The 25,368-nt window shown below is 62.6% G+C and carries 22 protein-coding genes and 1 pseudogene; 12 read left to right on the plus strand and 11 right to left on the minus strand.

Annotation, left to right across the window (positions count from 1 at the left end):
* Position 1 precedes the first annotated feature (1 nt).
* The gene (locus IEV67_RS05335) at positions 2-505 is read left to right on the plus strand and encodes a pyridoxamine 5'-phosphate oxidase family protein (protein WP_188435488.1); all 504 of its coding nucleotides are present in this window, start codon (positions 2-4) and stop codon (positions 503-505) included.
* Positions 506-705: 200 nt separating this feature from the next.
* Here IEV67_RS05335 and IEV67_RS05340 read toward each other — a convergent pair whose 3' ends face one another.
* The 3 genes from IEV67_RS05340 to IEV67_RS05350 form a co-directional block, all read right to left on the minus strand.
* The gene (locus IEV67_RS05340; protein ID WP_188435489.1) at positions 706-876 is read right to left on the minus strand and encodes a hypothetical protein; all 171 of its coding nucleotides are present in this window, start codon (positions 874-876) and stop codon (positions 706-708) included.
* A gap of 40 nt (positions 877-916) precedes the next feature.
* Positions 917-1,402, minus strand: coding sequence for a pyridoxamine 5'-phosphate oxidase family protein (locus tag IEV67_RS05345; protein WP_188435490.1), 486 nt, complete (start codon positions 1,400-1,402; stop codon positions 917-919).
* A gap of 143 nt (positions 1,403-1,545) precedes the next feature.
* Positions 1,546-2,274, minus strand: a complete 729-nt coding sequence (locus IEV67_RS05350; protein ID WP_229702755.1) for a helix-turn-helix transcriptional regulator — start codon at positions 2,272-2,274, stop codon at positions 1,546-1,548.
* Positions 2,275-2,356: 82 nt separating this feature from the next.
* Between IEV67_RS05350 and IEV67_RS05355 the strand changes: the two genes are divergently transcribed.
* A complete protein-coding gene (locus tag IEV67_RS05355) occupies positions 2,357-3,220 on the plus strand; it encodes an NAD(P)H-binding protein (protein WP_188435492.1) in 864 nt (287 codons plus the stop codon).
* A 102-nt stretch (positions 3,221-3,322) separates the two neighbouring features.
* On the opposite strand, the pseudogene IEV67_RS05360 reads toward IEV67_RS05355, so the two are convergent.
* From IEV67_RS05360 to IEV67_RS05390, 7 genes and pseudogenes are all read right to left on the minus strand, one after another.
* Positions 3,323-3,856: pseudogene (locus IEV67_RS05360) on the minus strand (SDR family oxidoreductase); the annotation flags it as partial.
* Positions 3,857-3,938: 82 nt separating this feature from the next.
* Positions 3,939-5,372 carry a glutathione S-transferase family protein gene (locus IEV67_RS05365; protein ID WP_188435493.1) on the minus strand — a complete coding sequence of 478 codons (1,434 nt, stop codon included), beginning with the start codon at positions 5,370-5,372 and terminating at the stop codon, positions 3,939-3,941.
* Between the two features lie 3 nt (positions 5,373-5,375).
* Positions 5,376-8,606, minus strand: a complete 3,231-nt coding sequence (gene dcm / locus IEV67_RS05370; protein WP_188435494.1) for a DNA (cytosine-5-)-methyltransferase — start codon at positions 8,604-8,606, stop codon at positions 5,376-5,378.
* Between the two features lie 234 nt (positions 8,607-8,840).
* A complete protein-coding gene (locus tag IEV67_RS05375; RefSeq protein ID WP_188435495.1) occupies positions 8,841-10,070 on the minus strand; it encodes an McrC family protein in 1,230 nt (409 codons plus the stop codon).
* Positions 10,067-12,199 carry an McrB family protein gene (locus tag IEV67_RS05380; RefSeq protein ID WP_188435496.1) on the minus strand — a complete coding sequence of 711 codons (2,133 nt, stop codon included), beginning with the start codon at positions 12,197-12,199 and terminating at the stop codon, positions 10,067-10,069. The genes IEV67_RS05375 and IEV67_RS05380 overlap by 4 nt, the downstream gene beginning before the upstream one ends.
* Before the next feature lie 76 nt (positions 12,200-12,275).
* A complete protein-coding gene (locus IEV67_RS05385; RefSeq protein ID WP_188435497.1) occupies positions 12,276-13,193 on the minus strand; it encodes a DUF2510 domain-containing protein in 918 nt (305 codons plus the stop codon).
* Positions 13,194-13,310: 117 nt separating this feature from the next.
* The gene (locus tag IEV67_RS05390; RefSeq protein WP_229702757.1) at positions 13,311-14,150 is read right to left on the minus strand and encodes a hypothetical protein; all 840 of its coding nucleotides are present in this window, start codon (positions 14,148-14,150) and stop codon (positions 13,311-13,313) included.
* Between the two features lie 297 nt (positions 14,151-14,447).
* Between IEV67_RS05390 and IEV67_RS05395 the strand changes: the two genes are divergently transcribed.
* From IEV67_RS05395 to IEV67_RS05405, 3 genes are read left to right on the plus strand one after another with little or no spacing between them, the layout of a single operon-like run.
* The gene (locus IEV67_RS05395; RefSeq protein ID WP_188435498.1) at positions 14,448-14,975 is read left to right on the plus strand and encodes a helix-turn-helix domain-containing protein; all 528 of its coding nucleotides are present in this window, start codon (positions 14,448-14,450) and stop codon (positions 14,973-14,975) included.
* Positions 14,972-15,523, plus strand: a complete 552-nt coding sequence (locus tag IEV67_RS05400; protein WP_188435499.1) for a PIN domain-containing protein — start codon at positions 14,972-14,974, stop codon at positions 15,521-15,523. The genes IEV67_RS05395 and IEV67_RS05400 overlap by 4 nt, the downstream gene beginning before the upstream one ends.
* Positions 15,524-15,548: 25 nt before the next feature.
* Complete coding sequence (locus IEV67_RS05405; RefSeq protein WP_188435500.1) at positions 15,549-16,388, plus strand: hypothetical protein; 840 nt, start codon at positions 15,549-15,551, stop codon at positions 16,386-16,388.
* 21 nt (positions 16,389-16,409) lie between these two features.
* On the opposite strand, the gene IEV67_RS05410 is transcribed toward IEV67_RS05405, so the two are convergent.
* Positions 16,410-17,210: an IclR family transcriptional regulator gene (locus IEV67_RS05410; protein WP_188435501.1), complete on the minus strand. Its 801-nt coding sequence runs from the start codon at positions 17,208-17,210 to the stop codon at positions 16,410-16,412.
* Between the two features lie 95 nt (positions 17,211-17,305).
* Here IEV67_RS05410 and IEV67_RS05415 point away from each other — a divergent pair, with 95 nt between their 5' ends.
* From IEV67_RS05415 to IEV67_RS05445, 7 genes are all read left to right on the plus strand, one after another.
* Positions 17,306-18,247, plus strand: coding sequence for a 5-dehydro-4-deoxyglucarate dehydratase (locus tag IEV67_RS05415; RefSeq protein ID WP_188435502.1), 942 nt, complete (start codon positions 17,306-17,308; stop codon positions 18,245-18,247).
* A 73-nt stretch (positions 18,248-18,320) separates the two neighbouring features.
* A complete protein-coding gene (locus tag IEV67_RS05420) occupies positions 18,321-19,631 on the plus strand; it encodes an ABC transporter substrate-binding protein (RefSeq protein WP_188435503.1) in 1,311 nt (436 codons plus the stop codon).
* A gap of 101 nt (positions 19,632-19,732) precedes the next feature.
* Positions 19,733-20,584 (plus strand): carbohydrate ABC transporter permease, encoded by an 852-nt coding sequence (locus tag IEV67_RS05425; protein ID WP_229702760.1) that lies wholly within the window; start codon positions 19,733-19,735, stop codon positions 20,582-20,584.
* Positions 20,581-21,483, plus strand: coding sequence for a carbohydrate ABC transporter permease (locus tag IEV67_RS05430; protein ID WP_188435505.1), 903 nt, complete (start codon positions 20,581-20,583; stop codon positions 21,481-21,483). The genes IEV67_RS05425 and IEV67_RS05430 overlap by 4 nt, the downstream gene beginning before the upstream one ends.
* Positions 21,484-21,652: 169 nt before the next feature.
* Positions 21,653-22,543 (plus strand): GDSL-type esterase/lipase family protein, encoded by an 891-nt coding sequence (locus tag IEV67_RS05435; RefSeq protein ID WP_188435506.1) that lies wholly within the window; start codon positions 21,653-21,655, stop codon positions 22,541-22,543.
* Positions 22,540-23,706: an enolase C-terminal domain-like protein gene (locus tag IEV67_RS05440; protein WP_229702762.1), complete on the plus strand. Its 1,167-nt coding sequence runs from the start codon at positions 22,540-22,542 to the stop codon at positions 23,704-23,706. Before IEV67_RS05435 ends, IEV67_RS05440 begins: the two co-directional genes overlap by 4 nt.
* Positions 23,703-25,226, plus strand: coding sequence for an aldehyde dehydrogenase family protein (locus IEV67_RS05445; protein ID WP_188435507.1), 1,524 nt, complete (start codon positions 23,703-23,705; stop codon positions 25,224-25,226). The genes IEV67_RS05440 and IEV67_RS05445 overlap by 4 nt, the downstream gene beginning before the upstream one ends.
* The last annotated feature ends 142 nt before the right edge of the window (positions 25,227-25,368 follow it).

A 25,368-nucleotide genomic window follows, 5' to 3' on the forward strand; every position in this document is an offset into this window, starting at 1 on the left:
CATGGATGACCTCTTGGCCCATGCGCGAGGCATCGTCGACGGCATCCGCTACCTCACGCTGGCCACCGTCGATGCGGGCGGTGTTCCGTGGAGCACGCCGGTCTACTTCGTGGCCGACGATGAGCTGGAGTTCTTCTATTGGATGTCGTCGGCGACGTCGCAGCACTCACGGAACATCGCCGCGCACCCTGAGGTGAGCCTGGCCGTGTTCGACTCGACGGTGCCGCCGTACTACGGGCGCTGCGTGTACGCGAGCGGAGTTGCTGAAATGCTCGTCGGCGACGAGCTTCAAGGTGGGCTCGAGGTCTACCCGGGTTCGGACGAGCGGGGCGGGTCGGAGGTCACGGAGGACGACGTCACCGGTGCGTCACCATGGCGGCTTTACCGCGTGCACGCGACTGCGCTCTGGGTGCTGTGTCCGCGCGCGCCACGGCAGTCGTGTGAGCGGCATGGACGCGCGGACGACCATCGGGCGCAACTGCGCGGCGGGGCGGTGCCGGTCTGAACGATCGGTGAGCGGGATGCGGAGGCCGCAGCCGTTCGCTCCCTGTCGACCCGTCGTGCAGATCGTCGAGCGAGTCGAAGGCGGACGACACGTGCGTCCGCAACGACATGACGCTGATGCGACCGGGTCGGGTCGCGTCCCAAATTGAACGCGACCGCTCGGCTCACTGCGACGCAGGCTCACTCCGGATGCTGGCAGGCTCACTCCGGATGCTGGCTGTGATCCTCGACGTCGGGTTCTGCCCGGAACAGATCGGCGACTTCTTCCTCCGGCCGGGGCGCGACGTTCTCGTCGAGCTCGATCTCCGGCACGGTGGCCTCGCTCGGCCCGGGGATGTGCTCCCGGCGTGACTGGTCGTTGTGGGAATCCACGGCGGCTCCTTCGTTCTGTGGCAGCCTGCGCGCGTCAGGCTCAGAGATCGACCTTGCCGCTTTCGCCGCCGTCGTAGCGATCCCCGGTGATCTTCGACTTCACGAAGCTGAATGCTGTGGCGATCCTTCCGCCCGGGGTGTCCCAGTACTCGGCTGAGTCCGCGGTGAACTTGAGTACGCCGACGGCGGGGTCGTCTGGACCGTCGGGGAACCAGGCCTCGACCACCGGGTTCCACAACTCGTTGAGCTTCTCGCGGTCATCGACGAGTCGGGCCGTGCCCGAGAGCGAGACCCAGGCGTCACTCGAACTGAGCGAGACGTTCGCGTGCGAGTCGGCGGCGAGATCTCTGATTGGCGACGAGTTCTTCGAGACGAGGAACCACAGGTCGCCGTCGAACTCCGCCTCCTGCACCGTGAGCGGGTGCGCGACGAGCGTGCCGTCGGCGTGGCCGGTGACGAACATCGCGAATCGGAACTTCTTGACAAGTTCTGCGACCTTGGTGCGATCGTCTGTGGAGTCAGTCATGTCGTTCACCTTTCTCTTCCGTTCCATCTGTCGCAGTCAACGATGCGCTCTCTGTGCATTCGTGGGAACGGGGTTGAAAGCGACGCACATCAGGGATATGGGCGAGGTGATCTCGGAGCCCGCCACGGGGTGTTCGTCACATGTCAGCGATCCTTGGCTTCACCCGCCGGTGCGCCGACACGGCCGAAGTCGCTGGCCAACCATCTCTCGATCGACGGGAACGGGAACTCTCGAGACGAGTGCGCGCCAGGCAGGATGCTGGTCGACTGCATCCGATCCAGTCGAAACAGGCGCCAATCTCCTCGGTCGATGTCGAAGCCGACGACGTACCACTGCCGGTTCCGTAGGAAGTGGCGGTGCGGCTCCACCATGCGCGCGGACTGCCGCCCGTGCTGGTCGGTGTAGTCGAAGCCGACGCGTGCTCCCTGGGCAACCGCATCGGACAGGATGCCGACGAGCGCCCAGTCCACGGGTGCGGGCGACTCCTGCAGGATCTGGGTCGAGATCGCGGTGGCGGCCGCACGTCGGCGCAGGGCGGGCGGCAGCGTCTGCTCGAGCTTCGAGCGGGCAACGGACGCCGACGGGTCATCGGGGGCCCAGGTCTCGAGCACGAGCAGACTCGTGATGATCGTGGCGACCTCATCGGCGCTGAGGAGCAGCGGGGGGATCTTCGTGCCTGGGCGCAGTTGGTATCCGGCCCCGGGACCCGGTCGGGACTGCACGTCGTACCCGAGCTCCCGCAGTCGTTGCGTGTCTCGCCGCACGGTTCGTTGGCTCACTTCCAGTCGCTCAGCGAGCGAGGCAACACTCCAGTCGCCGCCTGTCTGGAGCAGAGAGAGCAGACGCAGGGTGCGATTCGATGGCGAGTCCACGATTCCATGATCGCCGAAGATACGGCCAAAAACAGGCCGCATCTGGTTCTAGTGTTGCCAGTCACAGACGAAAGGACTCGCCATGCGAATCGCTGTCACCACCCCCAACGGCAACGTCGGTCAACACCTCACGCGGATGCTGGTGCGCGCAGGCATCCGGCCGCTGCTGCTCGCCCGGCATCCAGAACAGATATCCCCGGAGCTGATCCCCTACGTCGATGTGGCGCGCGCGGACTCGCAGAATGCCGATGAGGTCGTGGAGGCGACTCGCGGCGTGAACGCCATCTACTGGGTCGATCCGTCGGTCATGTCGGAGTATCCGCTCGCGGATTACGCCCGCGCCACGGAGGCTCTCATGCGTGCGGTCGGCGAGAACGGTATCGGTCGCGTCGTGTTCCAGAGCAGCATCGGCGCCGAGAAGCGCCACGGCGCCGGTGAGATCGACGGGCTCGCGGCGACCGAGGTCGCGCTGGACGGTCTCGACGTCGACGTCACCCATCTGCGGTGCGGCTACTTCTTCACCAACCTGCTGCTCGATGTCGAGTCGCTTCGCGCAGGTCGCCTGACAACCGTGCTGCCACTCGATGCGCCGATGGCCTGGGTGGCGCCACGCGACATCGCTGAGGTCGCGGCGCTGACGCTGCTCAATCGCGAATGGACCGGAGATCGCGTGCAGGCTGTGCACGGGCCTGAAGACCTGAGCTGGTCGCAGGTCGCCGGGATCCTGACCCAGGAGCTCGGACGAGAGGTGATCGTCGAACGGGTCGCGGATGAGGAGATGCTGCGGCAGTACGTCGACGCAGGGATGCCGGGGGCGATGGCAGATGCCGTGCTGGGGATGTCGACCGGGCTGCGCGACGACTTCACGCCCGAGCAGGAGCGGTCGGTGGTGACGACCACTCCGACGACGTTGCGGGCGTGGGTGCGGGAGGAGTTGGTGGGGTGACGGGCGACGCCGCGTGAAAGTCGGTTGCGTCTGTCGTTGGATGCTTCGCACGCAACGATGCCTGCTTGATGCTGGCGTGCAGAGGGGGTTGAGCAGCGGCCACTGCACTGACCACCCGCCGTCGCTCGCGACGATCGCGCCGTTGATGTTCACGGCGTCGTCCGACAGCAGGAACGTGATCGACGCGGCAAGCTGCTCAGCGGTCGCGACGGTCGGGATGGCCTGCTGGAACGGCGCAAGACGCGCGGACCCCGCCTCTGACATGTTCGACGGCATCGGGATGCCGGTGGCCACGCCGCCCGGAGCGACCGAGTTCACGCGAATGCCCTTAGGCCCGTACATGAACGCCGCCGACTTCGTGACGCCGATGATGCCGTGCTTGCTCGCCGTATAGGCATTGCCCGACGCGTTGCCGCGCAGACCCGCCTCGCTCGAGACGTTGAGGATCGCCCCGTGACCAGCCGTTTCCATCAGGGGCAGCACGGCGCGCATGAGCTTGAACGGCGCGGTGAGGTTGATCGCGATGACGCGGTCCCACACGGCATTCGTCGTCTCGCCGGCGGGGGAGAAGTCGTCGTTGATTCCGGCGACGTTGGCGAGGGCGTCGATCGCGTCCTGTTGGGTGAGGTCGCCGGCCGGCACTGGAGCTGCGGCGGGCTGTGTCAGAAGTTTCGAACGATAGCAAAAACGGCATCGGCCGATCTTGACGCGGCACGTCCTACTTCGGGGCAGACTCGTTCACTAGCAGACCTGCAAGCCAATCTGCATGATGATCGAAGGTCACGAGATCAGTTCCGTCAACCCACACCACGTAAGGTGACTTTCGACTCGCAAACCAGTCCCAGGCCCAAAAATCGGTTGGCGGCGCGTGGTCGAACGCAAGAACCAACTCGGGCGCCTCCCCGGTGATCTCACGATTGCGAAATGCATATTCTTCGAGCTGGGCCCACCCGGACCTCACTTGCGCGGCAAGGTTGGAGCTCGTCCAGGTCTTGGCCTCAAACAGCAGGTGTCGAGAGGCGCCATCGAACGCATGAAGGTCGTACCCGCCTGGTTGTTCATCAACTGAGAAGCCGCAGCTGCGCAGACTCCCGGCGAGTGCATTGAGGACACGTCGGTGCCCTCGGGTGGCTTTCTCGAGCAGCTGACGGCGGCGCTCTGGGTCTGATTCGTAACTTGCTCGCTCGATCACGATCGATGTATCCGCTTCAACGTAGTCGACGGACTTGCCGAGTGCGGACCTGCCGCTCTTCACGCCGTTCGTGCTTGGCTGTGAAGGTAGTTCGTGGACACCCTGTTGGCGGTCCTCTTGAGGCTGAGGTTGGATCTCTGTGCCTGTATCTGTTGATACGGTCGTCGATGAAGCGCCTTCAAATAGTGTGAAAAACCGTTCGTCATCGAGCGCGAGTAGGTTCTGAAGCCTGCTGGCGGAGTAGTCATTGCCCCAGCGGGACCAGTATGGACTTCCAGCGAAGAGTGCCGTGGCGAACGAAGCAGCCGGAACTCTTATTGTTGGATCCCCAAGCAGGTCAGCGAGACTGCTTGAGGTGGGTTCAATTGACCAGTATCCGACCGTGCCGTTCGAGTCCTTGCCGCGACGAAGCAACTTCGGTCGTGGACGCGCCCTTGTCTCCGACCATGAAGGAAGGCCAGTTCCTCGCTTATCCGGATTGAAGCACAATGCGTCGGCGCCAGCTGCTCCGCAGAGCCCTGTGTGCACTTCGCGAAAGGCGCAGTCGAATCTGTGTTCCGTCACATACTCCGCTGACTGCAGATACGCCGGATCTAGTGGTGCGTTGCAGCCTATACCGCCCTGAATATCAAATGAGTTCCGCCAGTTGTTAACGGCGGGCGACAAGCCCTTGAAACTCGTTGTGAACGGCTTGTAGATGGGACCAGTTGCCGACTCCGGGAGAAAGTCAGGCGCTTTGGCCCACGTGGGGTCGCATACTTTAAGCTGCAGGTCGCTTGTGGTTGTCGCGTCACCTACCGGCGGGATCATGAATCGACTGGGATCGGTGCGGTGGAGTAGAACGGCAACTGCCACACCAAAGTTGGGACCGCCGGGACGTTGCCCCGCGGTGGAGAAGGTACTTAGGTCCGCGATGGCCGCCTTGAAGTCCGATCTCTCCTTCTCCGTTGCGTCCGGCATGCGTCAAGTCCTTACAGCGTGGGTGTGATCATGCAAGAAATCTTCACTGCTGAGGCGCCCCGTCGCCCAGCGGGCGAACGCAGGCCTAGAGGCTGAGGCGACAAAGGGCTGTCGTTCTACGAGGGAGGGGAGGTCCATGATGGCTTCCTCGACAGTGACAGGATACGTTTCCGCGCGATTGACACGATGGCCTTCGCGTCGTCCCAAGCATCGATCCAATGGGCCGTCGGGCGCGGTGACGGATTCTCCACGCCGGGCCACCAGGAAAACGCGCCGCCTCATCTGGGGAACGCCGAACTGTTCAGCTGCGAGCACCCAAGGGCGGGCGACTGGATAGCCAAGTTCGTTGAGTGTCTCGATCAGGTCCCGCGCCACTTTCCCTCCGCGTGCGGTCAGTATGCCTTCGACGTTCTCGAGAACGACTGCGTCGGGTTCAAGCGCGTCCACGAAGTCGAGAAAAGCAACCGCGAGGTCACTGCGCGGATCGCTCGGGTCTCTAAAACCGGCGTGCGAGAAGCCTTGGCATGGTGGACCTCCGATGAGCGCGCTCGGGCGAGATCCATTTAGCTTCTGTCGGATGGATGCGTAGAGGTCTTCGCGTACTCGAGGGTCCGATAGGTCCGCACCTACCAGTAGTGTCCGGTCTGAATTCGGATCCGCGATCGACTCGGTAGGCCTGTTGAATGCGTACGTTCGCAGCGCGGACTCGTTGCTGTCGGCGGCGACTGCTACAGACATTCCGGCGATTTCGAATCCGAGAGAAAGTCCCCCGGCGCCTGCAAACAAATCGACGACGGGTCCGCGATCCACCCCGCTCTCGAGCAACCGACCTGCGACAGCGCGGCCAAGCAACGGTGGCACAGCGTTTCCGATCTGCTTTCTAATTGCGCCGTCGCCGCCGATGAATGCGTATGAATCGGGAAAAGACTGCAGTCGGGCCGCTTCTCGATGCGATAGCGTCCGATCCTCCACCGGGTGGATGTTGGTGCCGTTGCCTGGGCGGTTGTAGTAAGTAGCCACGGTGTAGGAGGGTTGCTCGGGTCGCAGTCGGCCATAGTATGTCGTCCGGACAACTCCGCGCTCCGCGGACATTGCTCTGATCTGTTTAAGCCGTTCCGACGGGACAGACTCCGGGATCTGTTGCCAATTACCGCCGATCGGGATGTGTCGGATCATTTCGTAATCGAGTTCGGACAGCGTGTTCAGCTCGTGTTGCATCCAGGTTCGTTCTTCGCGGAGATGCGCGGGCACACCGTGCCGACGGAACCAGTCCAATAGGCCAATGCACTCCTCAGCCCCGCGGGGATCCAGAATCTCCTCAAGAAGTGGCCTGGCCATGCTTGCCGTCAACCCCATTCCGAAGCAAACCAGCGCATCAATCAATCGCTCTACACGTAGTGCGAACTCCGACTCGGCTTGAGACCCAAGGTTCGACCTTACGGTCGCCGAAGTGGCGACTGCTTCAAGGATCGCGCGGTCCTGCAGCGGCCAGGGCAACTGATCGAGCTCGCCATTTGAAACGTGATTGTTCGCGTTGTGAAGCCGGAACCACCACTCCGCAGGCGCGCTGTTCAGGAAACCCAGCAAAGCTGCTCGCATTTCGGGGTCGCTGACCGCCAGATAGTTGCATGAGTTGGAAACGATGGAACCTGCGGGCACCTCTGCGAAGCTGAGCCGTCTTGACTTTCCCATATAGGCGACCTGTCGTCCGACGATGCGCGCCATTTCGGAGTCGACCCACTTGGCCCGCGATGTCAACGCAGTGACCCCAGCTTCGGTCACCCAGCCCGGCTTGCTTGACGATGCCACATCGGACAGGTCATATCGTTGGACATGGTCGCCGCGGACGACTCGCGCACTCCCGGGATGCTCGCTGAGCATCCACTTGTCGGCCGTTAGGTCGAGCTCACCCCGTGCGTTCTTGACATCCAAATCGGCGATTCGGGGAAGGCGGACCACTTGTTCAAACGCAGCTCGTACTTCGGGGCGCATCATGGGGATGCGAAGTTGTTCGTCACGCGTATTCAAGATCTCGCTATAGCTCACTTCATACTCGGTGCCGTCATCGAGACTGCGCCCGCGGACGCTGATCTGGATCGACTCATGGCCCCCGTCGCGGTCCGCCACGACGATTCCTGTCGGTTGATTGACCGTGGGAAACAATTTTGCGTCCTCGGGGTAGAGCACGATCTGCTGGACGTGGCGGTCTCGCAGAAGTAGTTCACGAATGTCTCTTGACAGAGGGCCGCTTGTCCAGGAGGACGGTGCGATGCATACCATCCGCCCATTCGATGCGAGCCCCTCCATGCCCGCAGCCATGAACACGCGCTGATGGTCAAGACCGCGTTCGCGCAGACCGAGACGAGTGGCGGTCGCCGAGTAACGGCGCTGCGTTGAGCTTACCCATGCGTGTCCGGCGGCCACGGCTGCATCAGCGTTCGCGGCTTTGGTCTCCGCATTGGTGGCCTCGGATTTCAAATACTTCACGCGGCCATACGGAGGATTCATCACCAGGACATCGGGCTGGACCAATTTCGAATCAAAGAGCGCGATCGCGTCGCCAGCTTGCACGCGCACGACAGTCTGTAGATTCAATCGCTCAATCACCGCGGTGATAATGCGCTCTGACAGCGCTGAGAGGTACGGACTTAGCTCCCACGCGTGAGCTTGGTGAATCGGAACGCCGGTGCGAGCGGCCTCGACGAGAAGACCGCTCGTGAGCATACCCGTTCCAGAAGCGGGCTCGAGGGATAGCCATACTTCGTCGCGACCGTCAAGGGCAAACTTTGCCATCTCGCTCGCAACGGACGGCGGAGTGAAGAACGTTCCTGCGCGCTTCGCGCCTGAGAGGTTTCTGACTGTAGCGCCGGTGCGGGGGTCGACGTACGTGTGAAAGGCCTTCTGAGTAAGCGTCGCGACGGCATAGGCGAGAACAAGAGGATCTTGTACTCGCCCGATAAGGTCAGCGACTGCGAGGTCGTTCAAGTCAATTGTGTGGGCAAGAGTGCGCACGTCATGCTCGTCCTGCGCGAGGGATGCGGTCTCGCTCAGTGGGGTTGCCTTCAGTTGCTGCTGCAGTTCCGTGAGGGGGGCATCCATCGCGTGGCGACCAATCGCGGAAGCCGCGCGCGTTCGAGCTTCAACCGCGAACTTGCGAGCGGCTGCTGTGATCTGTTCCGATGGAACGATCGGGGTGTCGGGTCTGGATGCCGCGATTGTCAATTGATCTCCCATCGATGCGATCGTATCGTCGTTGTCGCGTGCGTGCGGGCAACACGTCGGTCCGGCTTGCTCCGCAAGACCCGTAATCACCGACCGTACTTCAGGTCTCTGACATTCTGGCTCGCTGAGAGGTTCGGCTGGTCGAATGCCCTCCACCCGCAACTCGTGCGTCTGTGGATGAGTCGGAACTCCAGCCGGGATCCCGCCTACTCGAAGCTGAGTGGGCTCGGTCTGATCGAGCGAGGCCTAGTTATGTGGTGCTAGCGACGGATCTTCGTTGCTTCGAGTGAGTGCCTCGCTGATGTCCCGAGCGCTTACCATCAACAATTCCGGACCCCCGAAGAGATCTATGGCGTGTGCCACGACCGTCGACCCAGTAGCCGCGATCGTATACTTCCGCGGCTCCACCTCACCGGACACATACAAGAGATGCACCTCCGACACTCCAGCCGTCACTGCATATGCGAGCGCTTGGTACACGTCGGCGTTGGGCGGTGACCCATTGCTGTCGCCCCATACCTTGTACTTCGTGTCGGCCACGGTGATGACCCGACCGCCACGAGAGATCACGATGTCAGGGCGTATCCTCACCTCGCCGCCGGTATCCAATCGCCAGTCTGAGACCTGTAGATCCACATCGAACCCGGCCGGACGCAGCGTTACCTGGAGCACGCGCCCGACGAAGTCCTCGTATACTTTGGCGACATTGAGCAAGAAGGTTGCCCCTTCACTCGCGCCCTGAGAATGAGCCCATGAAGTCGTTTCGAGGATCCATCGCGCGAGGCGAAGCGCCGGTTGATAGTGCGCATTCAACCGTGATTCGCGCGGCAGCGTGACGGACATCGCCGGACGGAGTTCCGATACGTCGGCGAAGAGCGTCGTGGTGACGCCAGCTCGGTCAATCACTCGACTCGGAAGCTGCTCGATCCGCATTAAGGCTCGAAGTGCGGCCTTGACGATTCGGTTCTCCGCAACATCCTCGGTGTAGTCGTCGTAGGTGAGCTCGATCGGGACCGGAAGGCCGGGGCGCGACTTCAGCTGTCGCGCAACGTCCCAGCGGCCGCGGACCACCGTCCCCGTTTCATTGACTGGGATATATCCCTTGAGTAGACCGCGACTCGTCGCGTCATCGACCGCGCTAAGAAACGCTGATGCAAGCGCCGACGGCAGGTCCTCGTCCGCTTCAAATGCGAAATGAGCGTCCCGCACGCTGGCTTGGACGCCCGAATACGACGCCATGAAGATCAGGCTGCGCAACGGAGTCTTCGGCTTGACGATGATCCGCACGTCGTCGATTGCGACGACGCCGACGCGATTCACATCAGTAACTCGCCACGACCCCATGTCCGACGTCGGCAGCACACGACAGAATCGCAGCTCCTGCAGACGTGCCGCTTGCGACGGGCTGAGGGAGACAAGAGATTCGCCCTTCTCGGCGATCTCCTGGACTTTGATCGCGGTGGCCGTAAGGCTCATGTCTCCGGCGCTGCCTCCGGTTGTGCAGACAGCGCACCCAGCAGCGCGTCCAACCCGTACTTCACGTGCACATCGACCCCGGTGCCGATGTGGCGTTCCTCGAGGAGAGGCAGGATGCTTTCCTCCCACACCGCACGCAGGTCGTCGGCGCTCAGGTCGCCCGATCGCAACAGGTGGCTGGGGCCGATACGGTCCTCGCGATCGCGGATGCTCGCGTTCAGTTGGTCGAATAGTGCAGCGACCGGCAGCGTCTGCGGATGGTGCTTCGCCCAGCGACCGAGGATCCCCTTCACCGGCTCGACATCAGGGTGCAGTTCGAAGAACGAGAACCTCCGCCGCATCGCGGAATCTAGCAGCGCGATCGATCGGTCTGCTGTGTTCATTGTTCCGATGATCAGCACGTTGGCCGGCAACATGAAGGACTTTCCGCCATCGTCACCTGATCCCGCGTACAGCACGTCGATCGCGTCGTCCCGGTACTCAAGTAGGTAGTACAGCTCTCCGAACACCTTGCTGAGGTTGGCCCGGTTGATCTCGTCGATCATCAGTACGTGCGGCACATCGGGGTTCTTGCGTGCTTCATCTGCGATTTCGCGCAAGGGGCCGCGCGTCAAGGAGAACGACAGCTGGCCGACAGCATCCGTCACAGGGCGATAACCCGCGAAAAAGTCCTCGTACGTGTACGACGGATGGAACTGTATGCGCTTGACCACGCTGCCCGGCTTGCCGAGTCGATCAGCGAGCGCACGCGCGACGTATGTCTTCCCCGTTCCTGGGGGACCGTAGAGGATCACCTGGCCCCGACGATGCAGTGCCTTCGTGACCTTTGCAAGCCACGCGCCGTCGAGGTGTGTGGCCGCGGCGAGTTCGACCACATCGACATCGGTGGGGACGAAGCCACGCGGATCGAGTGTTTCGTGCGCCGTATCCGGCGGCTGAATCTCTTCCTCGGGTGGCATCACCGGAGGCACCGTCTTCCACCGGGCCTCAAGATCGCCGTAGAGGTCTACGGGCTTCCCGGCCTTGATCTGAAGAGCGATGATGATCGCTTGGAGGTCGGCATCCGGGTCATCGGAGAATTCCCCTCCGATCTCGCCAACGAACGCCTCGCGGATGCGCGTCCGATGGTCGGTGGAGACGATGGGGCCGAAGAAGCCGGGGTGAACGAGATAGAGAAGCGCGTATCGCTGAGTAGGGAATCCATCGTTCTTGCCGAGGACGAGATCCCGCCATGCGTGCGGATCGTCGAGTGCCCGCTGCTGCTCGTCATCGTTGAGTTCTGTCCATGAAACAAGAACATCGAGGATGACGGTGATCGCACGATTGACGTGCGACTGCATGCCCTGGCCGGGGTTGAAAGCGCCGCCGGCGAATGCCCTGTCGAAGACCTGCGGAATCTCGACGGGGTGCCGCATCGTGTTGAGGGCGGATTCGACCCGTTCCCGCTTCTTCGCGTGGCCCATGACGTTCGCGATTGGGAGCAGCTGGAAGGCGAGAATCTCCGCCATCAGGAGCTTCTGATCCTCGGTTGCATCGGCGAGCTGCAACTCGAGGTTTGCCGTGAAGCCACGCCCCTCGATCTTCTCGGCGGCCGCCCACAGCGCGCTCAGGCCGCGGATGTTTTGAGCGGTCCATACTTCGCGGCCGGGCGAGAAGGCGGAAAGGCCCTTGCGTAGACCTTCTTCCACGATGACTTCAGCTGCCGACAAGAGCGCGCGCTGTTTGGAGTTGCCGCTCACCCACCTCTCGGGCAACGCCTGCTCAACTTCGTTGACCCTGCGGTCGCGTTCAAGTGTCCAGAGGCGGCGAGCCTCACGGTAGAGGTCGTTGCCTGGATGAGTGTCGAGTGCGGCGATTCCACTCTGGGTGATCGCCCATTCCCCAGTAAGTGCTGGGTTCTTGCGGAGCCAACCAGCCGCAACGAGGTCCGAGCTGGCGAACCGCCAGTTGGTGGAACCCCGCGGGAGGCCCCTGGTGTTGATCTCCGACTCGTACGGGGTCAAGGGCACGCGCAATAGACACTGACCCCAAATGTCCTCGATCGACACGTATCGTCCGTCGGACGCTGTTTCCGCGAGGATCTCGAGAGCGCAACGTGCGCGCTCTGAGGTCTTGAGTTCTTTCTCCATCGTGCTCCTCCGCGTCGGACTCGATTGCGAGTCTAAGGTCAGCACTCAGATGCGCACCCTGCCGTGAGCTCCTGAACTAGAGCCCACTCAGCAACTTGCCTTTCGCTCCAGCAAATTCGTCGTCCGACAGAATTCCTTCCCGATGAAGCTCGGAAAGCTCGCGTAGACGATCAGATAGAGACGGCGCGGCAGCTTGCATAGCGGCAACCGCAACAACTTCTGGCTCCGAGATCTGTTCAGGTTCCGCGCTGATACCGAGCACGGTGTTCCCAGCTTCCACTAGCGCTCGCGCGACTGCGTCGTGTTCTTTCTTGCTCACCTTGAACATGCCGTTGTGCTGTTGATTGGTGAGTGTGTGAATGGCAACGTCTGTCGCGATGACGAGATCGGATTTTCTCGCGGCGTTGGCGGCGAGTTGATTGATCCCGCTTGCGGCGACGCCGATCGCGGTGCCTTTGCTCAGCAGTTTCCCGCCCTTTACGAGGCCCGACATCGCCTGCATAACCGCCCCTTCGAGCGGCGAGCCCGGTGCGACTTCAGCCGTACGTGCAGCGTCCGCTTCTGATCCGCCAAACGTGATCGACCGCAGCTTCTCGAACGGTGTGTTCTTGGTGATCTCGGCCGTGCGGGCGTAACCTTCCCGCGCTTCGGCCACTCGGACGTATCCGCCCTCATAGAGCTCGATCGTTGAGAAACCGAAGACGCCACTTGTAACCATGGGCCCGGCAGCGACGGCGCGTTCCTGGTGTGCTCGGACTTCCTCCGCGCGCGCGGCCTTTCGGTCTGCAGCGACCTTCTTGACCGAAGAGCCAAACTTGGACCACATACCAGCGCTCGCTGGCTGCTCGTCTGCAACATCGAGAGTGACCGGTGCAGGCGGAAGCGCGAGCGCCGATGCAGGCGTTCGGAGCTGATCAGTCCATGCCGATCCGTCCCAGTACCGCTCACTGCCACTGCCGTCCGGGTACCACCCCGCTGGTGCTTGCTCGCTCATGGATTCATATTGGCATGAATGGACACCAGCAGCGGTGCGGGGGGAGTTAACAGGATGACGAGGGTGCGCGCGGCGGGCGCCCGGCTCCCCACCCGGGCCCCCGCCGCACATCACTCCTTACGGCTGAACGAACACCTCATCAGCGAACATCCCGGGACTCACACGGATCTGCACCGTTTCGCCATCGGGCACGAGGAACGCCCGCGAACCTGTCGCCGACGCTCCGTTGTAGAGCTCGTCGATGCCGAATTCGTCAGCCAGCACGACGATGCTGTCGAAACTGTTGATGACGTTGCCGGCGCTGGTGACGACGTCTACGCCGACCTCCATCGAGGTGCCCGACTCTGCTCCGCTGTACGTGATCGTATAGTTCACGATCTCGTAGTGCGAGCCTGCCGGTGCCGGCTCGTTGAACGCGTTCCCCTCAGCAACGGCGGTGGCGCCGTCAGCCGCGTGACTGTTCATCACGACGGTCCAATCAGTCGAACTGATCTGTGAGCCCAGCGGGTACGGATTCTCGCGCGTGCCCTGCTCGGCAGCATCCGCCGGCTCTTCCTCGACGGTGGGCGCGGCATCTTCCTCAACGGGCTGCGTGACCGTGGTCTCGGTGTCGCCGAAGGCCTCGCTCGCGGCGTTTGCGATCACCGCGAAGAAGACGACGAAGCCGACGATCGTGCCGACGATCGAGACGATCAGGCCGACGACGCCCATCCACTTGCGGTCGCCCTTGAGGAACAGCGACACGATGCTGAGCACGAACGCGATCGGCAGCAGGACCCAGCCGACGATCAGTGCGCCGGGGATGCACGCGAAGATGAATCCCACGATGGCGACGATCATCGCGACCAGTGCGACGATGTTCGTCTTCTTGGGTGCGGATGTCGACGCATCGGCGAACGGCATGGGCGGAGGCACCGGCTGCGGAGAAGGTGCAGCGGGAGGGTTGGGTACGGACATGTGATTCTCCTTATGGAGTGTGCGTGAAGCACCGGCCTGCCCCACGACGAATGCCGTAGGACGCCGACTCGCACGCACAACGAATAGTGCCCCAATCAGGGCGCGATTCTGGAGTTCGGGTAGAACTCTGTGGTCCGTGCGGACCGGCTGTTTCAGACCATAGAGAAGGGGTCAGACATTGGTCCGATCCCACCTGACCAAAGGTCGATGCCGAAGCGGTGATTCGGCGTTCCGTCCCGCTGCAGCGGGCAAAGAACTTGTGTTCGATTTTTTCGAATTGAGGAGTAGAATGGGCGTATGAGCACCTCGACTGATGTGCCCCGCGGCGCACGCAAGGCACAGACCTATCTCCCGGAGGCAGAGGGTCGCGATGAGCTTCTCGATTTCGCTGAACTGTTGCGCGAGCTCGAGGGGTATCTGGCGCAGAACTCGTCCAAAGCAGCACTTGTCGACCCTCAAGGCAACGCCCGCCCGGTTCCGGATGAGATCTTCCGAATCCTCGACCAGGTGACGAATGCGCTCGCTGCGGGCGAAGGAATCACGATCGTTCCGCAAGGCGCGACGATGACGACGCAGCAGGCAGCGGATTTCCTGGGGATCAGCCGCCCGACGCTTGTTCGCCTTTTGGAAGCCGATGACATCCCCTTCGAGAAGCCTGGTCGTCATCGTCGAGTCCGACTCGAAGATCTGGTTTCGTACCAGGCAAGATTCCGCGCCGAACGTCGCGCCGCTCTCCGTGAGCTGCAGCAGACCACTGCCACCGCGAAGATCCGGATCGGAGACCCGAACAGCGTGAAGCGCATGAAGGAGCTGGACGCTGAGTGAGTTTTCCTGCGTTCTTCGACACGAATGTCCTGTATGGGGCGCTGATCAACGACTTCATTCTCGAACTCGCTGATCGCGGTCTATTCCGGCCACTCTGGTCGAAGGATGTGATGGCCGAACTCGCGAAGAACCTGGTCGCGAACGGTGAGGATCCGCGCCTAGTCGAGAAGCGTGTTGCCACGATGGAGCACTACTTTGCGGACGCGATGGTGACGGGCTACGCCGATCTCGTTTCGACGATGACGAACGATGAGAAAGACCGACACGTCCTCGCGGCCGCGGTTCGCGGTGGCGCGGAAGTGCTTGTCACGTTCAATATGAAGGACTTCCCTGCGGACTCAGTGGAACCGTTCGACCTCGAAGTCGTCCACCCCGATGATTTCCTTCTGGACCAGCTCGACCTGTTCCACGCGCCCACGTTGCGTGCCTTGGTCGAACTCGTTGAGGGATATGACTCCCCGACGATGACCATCGACGACTTTCTTCTTGCGCTCATCCGAGCCGGCGTGCCAAAGTTCGCGGAAGCCGTTCGCGCCAGGCTCTACTGATTCTCCGCGAACTAAGCTCATCCCCATGCCCTGGCGCACCATCGAGCTCCACGTCGACCGCGACAGCGTCGCCATGGGCGACGACGTCGAATCCCATGCAAGGACGACGACGCTTCCCAGAGGCGCGCTGCTCAGCGCCGCGATCGAGCAGTGCTCGCCCGAGATCAAAGCCCAAGGATGGTCATGGGTCGCCGTCGTGGATGGCACGGTCGCCGCAGTCTGGTCAATCGATCACGGCGCGCAGCTGCTCGTCGCAGATCGCAAGCTCACGCGCGGCCCGATCGACATACACTTCCGCTACTACGTCCAGATCGATCCAGGATGGCTCTTCGACCGTCTCGCACAGGGCGCCCGCGCCAACCTGCGAGAGCTCGAACACGAGTACGCTCCGATCGCGCGCGAGAAGTACCGGGCCGAGCTCCGCCGTCGCGAGCGGGAGATCGATGCCCGGCTGCTGAGTTCCGAATGCATCGAGGCCATCCGGCACTACCGGGCCGACGTCACGTTGCACGCTGACGTCGCCTGCGAGTTCACCCACCAGGGCGAGCCCTGGGTGGTGAAACGCGCCGACACCATGTTGCAGGTGTTCCGCGGCGGAGGCGGTCCGATCGCGTCGATCCGACCCCATGCACTCGGGGAAGCGTGGCTCGTCGGAATGCTCGGCGCCTCCGCCCGCATCGCTGCGGCCCTTCCGGACCTGCCCGATATCGACCCTCTGCCAGGCCTCGAACTCGAACCGACGGGAGGACGGTGGATCTCGCACGGAGCGACCGTCGTCCAGGTCAGCACGGAGCTCGCCGCCCGCGTCGCCCGACTCGCCTTCGGGCGTTCGGTTGCCGAGGTGCGGACGCTTCTCGAAGTCTGAACCCTCTACCCGAAATCCCCTTCAGGAGGCGTTGTCTGCACCTGAAGCCAGGTCCACAAGTCCGGAGAGTTCTGCTGCGGTGGCGCGGAGTGCCGACACCACGCGAGCCTCGACCTCAGGGTCGAACTTCTCGATCGGGATTGAACAGCTGATCGCGTCGACAGCCGAGCCCCCATGCGGGATGGCAACGGCAACGCAAGCGAGTCCCGGAGTATTCTCACCAATCTCGCGCGCCCACCCTCGTTCGCGCGTCTTCGCGAGATCAGCGAACAGCGACGGACGATCAGCCAGCGTGTGCGGCGTGCGTGACTCAAGCTCCTTCGGCAGCAAGGCGTCGACGACGTCGTCGGAGCGAGCTGAGAGTAGTGCCTTCCCGAGGGAACAAGCATTTGCCGGAAGGCGCCGACCCACGCGTGATGTGCTCCGTAGATGATGCGTCGATTCCCTACTGGCCAAGTAGATGACATCGCTGCCGTCCAAGCGTGCAACGTGGACCGTTTCGTCCAGTTCTTCCCCCAAGCGACGAAGCAATGGTCCGGAGAACTGGGCGACGAGATCGCGTTCCAGATATGACGAACCTGCCAAGAGTGCGCGGAGGCCGATGCTGTAGCGCCCGGCGCCCGGCTCGAACTGCAGCCAGCCGCGTCCGACCAGCGTGCGGAGCAGGACCAGAAGACTCGACTTCGGATACGGAAGCTCGCGGTGTACCTCTGCAAGCGACATCGGACGTGGGGACGAGGCGAGCAGTTCCAAGAGCTCGACCGTCCGCAGCGCACTCTTGACGGATGTCGGGGCAGTCTCCGTGACCGTGGTCGACGCCATTGTGTACCTCCGAGGTTAGATCTACCGGTCAAAGATTAGCGTTTGACAGCGCATTCCGTTCGGCCTAGTGTAACTCATGCACATATGTGAACGTTATGCAGAGAGGCGAACAAATGCTCAGTGGATTGCTCTTCTTCCCCGTCACCCCCTTCCACGAGGAGGGCAGTGTCGATGCGGAAGTGTTGGCATCCCACATCGAGCGCGGCATCGTCGCAGGTGCTGGTGCGGTGTTCGTCGCCTGCGGTACGGGTGAGTTCCACGCGTTGAGCGAGTCCGACTACCGGATCGCCGTGCAGACCGCGGTCGAGGTCGCCAACGGCCGAGTTGAGGTAGTCGCGGGTGTGGGCGGCGCCCTCCCTCTCGCTCAGAACTTCGCTGTCCTCGCCGCCGACGCCGGTGCCGACGGAACCCTCGTTCTCCCTCCGTACCTGGTGGCGGGCCCACCGCTCGGTCTGGCGAAGTACGTCACCGACATCGTTGATTCTGCACCTCTCCCCGCGATCGTCTATCAGCGGAACAATGCTGTATTTGACCTCGATAGCGCGCGTGCACTGGCGCAGCACCCGGGAGTCCGCGGCTTCAAAGACGGCATTGGTGATATCGCCCGCGTCAAGGCCATCCGCGAGGTCATCCTCGCTGAGACCGATCGAGAGTTCCTCTTCTTCAATGGGATGCCGACTGCTGAGCTGAGCCAACTCGAATATCGCGACGTGGGCGTTGATCTGTATTCGTCCGCAGCATTCGCTTTCGCCCCTGAGATCGCACTGGCGTTCTATCGGGCCTACGTCGACCACGACGATGTGACGGCCGAGCGAGTGCTGGACACCTTCTACCGGCCGTTCGCGCAGCTTCGCGACAGCGTCGAGGGGTACGCAGTCGCGCTCATCAAGGCTGGAATGACGCTGCGCGGTCACGACGCCGGGTCGGTACGACCTCCACTGTTGGACGTGCGACCCCAGCATGTCGAGCGACTGAACACCATCCTTGACGACGGGCTTCGCCTGGCCGACGAGCTGGCGCTGGCAGGCGCTCGATGAGTTCCATCGTCAACCGACTCTGACCCTCCACGGTCACCTTTGGTGACCTGACACCCGAGAGAAAACCGAGACTATGAAATCAAAGAAGATTATCGGAGCAACACTGGCCGTGACGACCCTCGCGGCACTTCTCACCTCGTGCGCCGGCGGCGATGGCGCGGGAGACAGCGGATCGACCACATTGACGTTCTGGGACGGCAACGCCATTCCAGAACGGACCGAGGTGTGGAAGTCGATTATCGCTGATTTCGAGGAAACGAACCCGGACATCTCGATCGACTATGTCGGCCTACCACAGGACTCGTCGGGGCAGAAGTTCGACAACGCGATCGCCACCGGCTCTGCGCCGGATATCGGAGTGGTGCCGCGGGGCGACGTTGCCAGCTACCAAGCTCAGGGCGGCCTCACACCCCTGGACGACTATCTTGCTGACAGCGATCTCGCGGACCAGATCACTCCGGACTATCTTGATCAGACGAGGGCCGCCTCCACCGATGGCAAGCTCTATGCACTGCCGACGCACGCCCTCGTCGACACGATCTGGTACCGCCCTGAGCTGTTCGATGCTGCCGGCGTCACGCCGCCGGACACGTGGGATGAGTTCTACGATGCGGCCGCTGCGATCACAGACGCCTCGGCCGGCCGCTTCGGGTTCACTATTCGAGGTGGAGAGGGCGGCGGCTACCAGTTGCTTGCCGATCTGTATTCGGCATCGGGGATTGACGAGTTCTTCGACAAAGACGGCAAGAGCACACTAAACGACCCGAAGAATCTTGATGCGCTCGAGAAGCTCATCGCGCTATATGGCAAGGACACGCCCGAAGCCGACGTCACGAACCCCTACCCCCAGATGCTCGCGCAGTTCCAGGGCGGGCAGATCGCGATGATGCAGCACAACATCGGGTCCTACCCGACGCTCATGAAGACGTTTGATGATTCACAGGTGAAGGCACTTCCATTGCCGCGCCCAGCAGCCGGCGAGGGCCATGTGGCGGTGTCCGGTCTCCTGCCGAGCATCGCGATCTACGACCCCGAGCACGCCGATGCGTCGTGGAAGTTCCTTGAATTCGTGATGCAGGCCGACAACGACAGTGCGCTCGCGGAGACCGCTGCGGGCATCCCGGCAAACATCGAGGCTCAGAGCGCTGATTGGGTGCAGGTGCAACCTGCCATCCAGATGGGCCTCGGCCTCATCAACGACCCTGAGACCGTGACTGTCGTCGCTCCGACTTATCTGCCGGAGTGGGCAGGGATCATCAAGACAGACGTTGAGCCGTTGTTCCAGAAGGTGCTCCTTGGTGAAGCCGAGCCGGCCGAGCTGCTGGACACCTGGGCTGGCCTTATCGATGAGGCCCAGGCGAAGTACGAGGAGCGAACCTCCTGATGACCGCCGCATTGGAAACCCGGCCGGCGTCGGCCGGCCGGGTGGGTAGACCGCCCGAACGGCCACCGCGGAGGAAGCGAAAAGGCCGCCTGACGCCGTACATGCTGCTCGCTCCTACCGCTGTTCTGATCGCCGTCTTCCTGGTGTATCCGGTGGGCAGCGTGTTCTACTACAGCCTGCAGAAGTACAACATCACCCAGCCCTACGACAACGGATTCGTGGGCTTCGATAACTTCGTCAAGATCTGGAGCGACCCCACCTTCTGGAGCAGCCTTCGCTTCACAGGTCAGTGGGTTGTGGTGGAAGTCGGCCTCCAACTCATCTTCGGCCTAATCCTCGCGCTCGTGGTGAACGAGACATTCAAGGGTCGCGGCATCGCCAGAGCCCTCTCCTTCGCCCCCTGGGCGGTTTCAGGGGTACTGACCACGACACTCTGGTTGCTCATCTACAACCCGATCTCCGGGTTCAGCAAGTACTTCGCAGACTGGGGCCTGGTGCCCTACGGCACGAGCATCCTTTCGAGCGGCGACGGTGCGTTCTGGGGAGCAGTCATCGCTGAGCTCTGGAAGGGCATTCCCTTCTTCGCGATCCTCATCCTTGCGGATCTGCAATCGGCCTCGCCCGAACTGTATGAGGCGGCGAAGGTGGATGGAGCCAACCGTGTGCAGCGCTTCTTCTATGTCACGCTGCCGCACATCAAGAACGCCATCATCCTGACGACTCTGCTCAGGGCCGTGTGGGAGTTCAACAACGTCGATCTGCTCTATACGTTGACGGGCGGTGGTCCCGGCGGTTCCACGACGACGTTGCCGTTGTATGTCGCCGATACCGCGGTCGACGCGAAGGAATTCGGCTATGGCTCGGCGCTCACTGTCGTGGCATTCTTCATCCTGCTGATCTTCTCGGCGGTCTATCTCCTCGCCAGCCGCGCCGGAAAGGACCTCGAGAAATGACCGTTGTGGATCTTCACACCAGCGAGGGCGACCTCGGCGCTGCGTCCGTCGTCGACGATCGTCCCGGTCGACGGGCACTGAGGAAGCGTCGCGACCCCGTTCGTTCGATTCTCATCTTCGTGCCGCTCGGCGTGCTGCTGCTGTTCACGCTGGTGCCGTTGTACTGGCTCGTGCTCTTCGCGTTCCGTGAGAGCGGCTCGACGGCGCTCCTTCCCATCCCTTTCACCTTCGACAATTTTGTGACGGTGTGGACCGGATCGGGCTTCGGCGTCTTCTTCATCAACAGCGTTGCAGTCGCGGCTGCGGGCCTCGTGATCACCACGATCCTGTCGGTGCTCGGCGGGTACGCCATCGCCCGCTACCGCTTCCGTGGCAAAGTCGCGCTGATGGTCGTGCTGCTGTGCACGCAGTTCGTGCCGGGCGCCATGATGCTCATCCCGCTGTTCCAGGTGTTGAATTCGCTCCAACTGATCAACAGTCTCTGGGGCCTCATTCTCGTCAACGCAGTTTTCGAGCTCCCGCTCAGCATCATCCTGATGGCCGGGTTCATTCGCAATGTGCCGATTGAACTAGAAGAAGCCGCCTGGATGGACGGCTGCGGGCGGTTCCGTGCATTCCTTGCCGTTGTGCTGCCTCTGCTGCGCCCAGCGATCGTAGCCATCGGTTCCTTCGCGTTCATCGGTGCGTGGAACAACTTCCTCTTCGCCTTGATGTTCTTGAACGAACAAAAGCTGTTCACGATCCCCGTGGGTCTGAACTACCTGATCGGTGAGTATGGAGTCGACTTCGGAGCGCTCGCCGCCGGCGGAATCATCGCCATCGTGCCAGTCGTCGTTGTGTTCGCTTTCGTGCAGAAGTTCCTCGTCCAGGGATTGAGTGCGGGTGCTGTCAAGGGCTGAGGTGATGGTGCTTGCGAGCGACGACGACCGACTCGGCTGGAGCGGTGTCGACTCCGTCGTGCGCGAGGGGGAGTGGTCGCAGCCGTGGCGGGTCGACGACGACGCCTGGTTGCGTCGGATTCCCCTCCTGCGCGAGCGTGCGGGTATGCCGGCAGGCGTGCGATGGGAGATGATCCTCGCTGACGTCTCGGAACTGAGTTTCGAGGTCGAAGTCGACGATCTCACTCCTGACGAATGCTCACCCATCGACGTCCAAAAACAGGGGGAGCCGCTGCTCCGCATCCCGCTTCGGGTCGGGATCAATCGCATTGCGATTCAGCTCGAGGGGATCGAGCGACTGACTGTGTGGTGGCCGCAATATGGCACGGTGCGAGTGGGCAGCGTGCACGTGAGCGCGGCCGGCCGGGCGAAGGCGCTGGTGCGCGCGGCGGACTCCGTTGGCACACCGCGCTGGACCGCTTATGGCAGTTCCATTACACAGTGCCGCACCGCGCCAGGCCCGACAGAGACCTGGCCGGCTCTGGTGGCGTCGAACCTCGGCTGGGATCTTCTCTGTCTCGGATTCGGCGGGCAGGCCCATCTCGATCAGGTCGTAGCCCGATCCATCCGGGATGCTCCGGCTGACATCATCACGCTCTGCGTCGGCGTCAACATCCAGGGTGCCGCTTCGCTATCGGCGCGCACACTCGGTTCTTCGCTCGCGGAATTCATCCGCACCATTTGCGATGGACAACCGCTCACGCCGATCGTGGTGATCAGTCCGATCTGCTGCCCTGATCGCGATTCCACCCCTAACGCTGTCGGCCTGACGCTCGGCGCGACGCGGGCTATCGTGAACTCCATCGTCGAGGACCTTCAGGATGAGGGCGACATGCACTTAGGTGTGGTCGATGGGCTCACTGTTCTTGGTTCTGCCGATGCGTCCCTCCTTGCTGATGGATTGCACCCAGACCCTGGGGGCTACCGGCTGATGGCGGAGCGACTCGCTCCTATCCTCGACCGAGAGCGCCGGGTACTGAACGCTCTGACCGATTCCTCTGCCGAAAGGATCATGCATTGACTGACGCAACGATCGACACTGTGACCATCACGATGTTCGACACACTCGCTCGTACATTTCGGGACTCTCACGGACACGATCATCCGAGTGAAGAACCGTTCGCAGTGGTAGCTGCGCTTTTGACCATCGTCGATTCGGACGGCGCATCCGGTCACACGATTGTGCAGGGCGACTACCTGCGCGAGTCCGTCGTGACGGACTATGTGCGCCCCGCGCTCGTGGGGCGCGATCCGCTCCGTCGCGAACGCATCTGGCATGACCTATACCTCGCACAGCGCGGCTCTTACGGCCGGTTGCATGACCGGGCGCTCACTTTCGTCGACCAGGCACTCTGGGATCTCGCAGGTCGGAAACTCGGGGTCCCTGTCTGGAAACTCGTAGGCGGATACCGCGACAGTGTGCCCGCCTACGCCAGCACGATGTGCGGCGATGAGGTTCCTGGCGGTCTCAGCAGCCCAGACGACTACGCCGCCTTTGCGGTATCGCTCGTGGAAAAGGGATACAAGGGCGTCAAGCTGCACACTTGGATGCCTCCCGTGTCGTTCGCTCCCGACGCCAAGATCGACATCCGGGCATGCGCGGCGGTCCGCGAGGCTGTAGGGCCCGACATCGCACTCATGCTCGACAGCAACCACTGGTACAGCCGGAGTGACGCTCTGTACCTGGCGCGCGAGCTGGAGAAGCTCGACTTCGCATGGATGGAGGAGCCGATGGACGAGTATTCGATGTCGTCGTACAAGTGGCTGCAGGCTCGGACAGACATGGCGATCGCCGGCCCCGAGAGCGTCGAGGGCAAGTTCCGTTCACGGGCAGAGTGGGCGGCGTCAGGCGCAGTCGACATGTTGCGGATCGGAGTGGGGAGCGCGGGCGGAATTACTCCGGCGTTGAAGGTATGCAGCCTGGCTGACGCCTTCGGAATGGACTGCGAGATCCACGGAGGCGGGCCAGGAAACCTGGCGGTTCTCGCTGGTTCGCACAACTCCCGGTGGTACGAGGCAGGACTGCTGCACCCGCACTTGGACTCGGTGACCCCGGCACCGCACTTGTTGTCGGTGATCGATGCGATCGACGCTGATGGTCTCGTGCACATGCCGACCGAACCGGGCCTTGGTGAGAGTATCGATCTCGAGTACATCGCAGCACATGTGAGGGACGAGCGATGACTGGCGTGAGTAGCGCCACCGATGCCCGCCTGCACGAAGTGGTTACGGCCTCACGATGGCTGGCGGCGACCTCCCTCGCGGAACGAGCGACCATCCTGCGAGAGATCGCCGTTGATCTTGATGAGCGGGCTGCGGAGATCGTCGCTGTTGCCGCCGAAGAATCGCTGCTGCCGATCGACCGCCTGCGCGGCGAACAGACACGGACCGTCAACCAGCTCCGGCTCTACGCCGACGTGATCGAAGAGGGAAGTTGGCTCGACGCGTCAATCACTCACGCGAAGCCGGACGCGTCGCCACCAGTGCAGGATCATCGGCGGGCAAACGTTCCTCTCGGTCCTGTGATCGTCTTCGCGGCGAGCAACTTCCCGCTGGCGTTCGGGATCGTGGGAACGGATACTGCGTCAGCTCTGGCTGCGGGGTGCGCTGTGGTTGCGAAGGGTCATCCTGGACATCCGCGCCTGGCTGTCTTGTTAGCTGGGATTGTTCAGGCTTCGTTGGCACGGCAGCGGGTTCCGGATGCGGCCTTCACCCTGCTGGACGCGGATGAGGCCGTGGCTGTGTTGGGCGACGCGCGGATCACGGCGGGCTCGTTCACCGGCTCGATCGGTGGGGGTACGGCACTCAAGCGGATCGCCGAAAGTCGAGAGGTGCCAATACCGTTCTATGCCGAGATGGGCAGCGTGAACCCCGTCATAGTCACAGCGGCGGCATGGCGGAATCGTCGAACAGAGATTCTCTCTGGCCTGGTCGACTCGATGACGGTGAGCAACGGTCAGTTGTGCACGAGTCCAGGTGTGTTGTTCGTTCCTGATGTGGCGTTGTCGCCGGAAGAGCTCGCTGGCTTCACCCGCGACACTTCGGCCGGCTCATTGCTCACCGATTCCATCGCCGACGGGTTCCGTGCCGGTGTGTGTGGACTGTCGGAGACCGCCGGTGTCGAGGCGGCAGGTGCACTTGTCGTAGTTGAGGGGCGATCCGCGCAGCCAGTGCTCTGGGTCACGGATGCATCGATTGTCGAAGCGTCGCCGGACGCGCTGGAAGAGCGGTTCGGTCCGTCATCGGTGGTGGTGCGCTACGACTCGCAGAGCCAGGTGCTTCGCGTGCTGGCGGGGATGGATGGGCAGCTCACCGCCTCGATCTTCGCTGAGCCCGAGGAAGAAATCGGCCCGCTGGTGCAGGTCTTGGCCAGCAAAGCGGGCAGGGTTCTGCTGAACGCGTGGCCCACAGGAGTGGCTGTGTCTTGGTCGATGCATCACGGTGGGCCCTGGCCGGCGAGCTCGTCAGCGCAGTTCGGATCGGTCGGCGCTGAGGCAATCGACCGCTTCACTCGCGCAGTCACCTATCAGAACTTCGCCGACGATCTTTTGCCGTTGCCACTGCGCGAGGACAACCCGTTGCGCATTCCCCGCCGAATCGACGGAGTGGTCACGCTGGTCGAAGAACCAGTCTGCCGCAGCACCATGCCGCGCAGCGAGACGAGTGGGTTCGCATCTGAGATGGGGAGTCCGTTGAGCCGTTGAGCCGTTGAGCACGTTCCCGGCATCCGCCAGCGACTTCACCCGGTAGATGTCATCGCGACGATCCTCTGCCACATCGGCGTCGCTCGCCAGCGCGACGTGCTCGATGCGGTGACGCACGTCGGGCCGCGGCGCGATGCGCCTC

Source organism: Microbacterium murale (genome assembly GCF_014635185.1).
Taxonomy (GTDB): Bacteria; Actinomycetota; Actinomycetes; order Actinomycetales; family Microbacteriaceae; genus Microbacterium; species Microbacterium murale.

What these genes read in the sequence shown, in the direction of transcription:
- IEV67_RS05335 (WP_188435488.1), top strand. Translation starts at nt 2, where the DNA reads ATGGATGACCTCTTGGCCCATGCGCGAGGCATCGTCGACGGCATCCGC.
- IEV67_RS05345 (WP_188435490.1), bottom strand. Translation starts at nt 1,402, where the DNA reads ATGACTGACTCCACAGACGATCGCACCAAGGTCGCAGAACTTGTCAAG.
- IEV67_RS05355 (WP_188435492.1), top strand. Translation starts at nt 2,357, where the DNA reads ATGCGAATCGCTGTCACCACCCCCAACGGCAACGTCGGTCAACACCTC.
- IEV67_RS05365 (WP_188435493.1), bottom strand. Translation starts at nt 5,372, where the DNA reads ATGCCGGACGCAACGGAGAAGGAGAGATCGGACTTCAAGGCGGCCATC.
- dcm (WP_188435494.1), bottom strand. Translation starts at nt 8,606, where the DNA reads ATGGGAGATCAATTGACAATCGCGGCATCCAGACCCGACACCCCGATC.
- IEV67_RS05375 (WP_188435495.1), bottom strand. Translation starts at nt 10,070, where the DNA reads ATGAGCCTTACGGCCACCGCGATCAAAGTCCAGGAGATCGCCGAGAAG.
- IEV67_RS05380 (WP_188435496.1), bottom strand. Translation starts at nt 12,199, where the DNA reads ATGGAGAAAGAACTCAAGACCTCAGAGCGCGCACGTTGCGCTCTCGAG.
- IEV67_RS05385 (WP_188435497.1), bottom strand. Translation starts at nt 13,193, where the DNA reads ATGAGCGAGCAAGCACCAGCGGGGTGGTACCCGGACGGCAGTGGCAGT.
- IEV67_RS05390 (WP_229702757.1), bottom strand. Translation starts at nt 14,150, where the DNA reads ATGTCCGTACCCAACCCTCCCGCTGCACCTTCTCCGCAGCCGGTGCCT.
- IEV67_RS05395 (WP_188435498.1), top strand. Translation starts at nt 14,448, where the DNA reads ATGAGCACCTCGACTGATGTGCCCCGCGGCGCACGCAAGGCACAGACC.
- IEV67_RS05405 (WP_188435500.1), top strand. Translation starts at nt 15,549, where the DNA reads ATGCCCTGGCGCACCATCGAGCTCCACGTCGACCGCGACAGCGTCGCC.
- IEV67_RS05410 (WP_188435501.1), bottom strand. Translation starts at nt 17,210, where the DNA reads ATGGCGTCGACCACGGTCACGGAGACTGCCCCGACATCCGTCAAGAGT.
- IEV67_RS05415 (WP_188435502.1), top strand. Translation starts at nt 17,306, where the DNA reads ATGCAGAGAGGCGAACAAATGCTCAGTGGATTGCTCTTCTTCCCCGTC.
- IEV67_RS05420 (WP_188435503.1), top strand. Translation starts at nt 18,321, where the DNA reads ATGAAATCAAAGAAGATTATCGGAGCAACACTGGCCGTGACGACCCTC.
- IEV67_RS05425 (WP_229702760.1), top strand. Translation starts at nt 19,733, where the DNA reads ATGCTGCTCGCTCCTACCGCTGTTCTGATCGCCGTCTTCCTGGTGTAT.
- IEV67_RS05430 (WP_188435505.1), top strand. Translation starts at nt 20,581, where the DNA reads ATGACCGTTGTGGATCTTCACACCAGCGAGGGCGACCTCGGCGCTGCG.
- IEV67_RS05435 (WP_188435506.1), top strand. Translation starts at nt 21,653, where the DNA reads ATGATCCTCGCTGACGTCTCGGAACTGAGTTTCGAGGTCGAAGTCGAC.
- IEV67_RS05445 (WP_188435507.1), top strand. Translation starts at nt 23,703, where the DNA reads ATGACTGGCGTGAGTAGCGCCACCGATGCCCGCCTGCACGAAGTGGTT.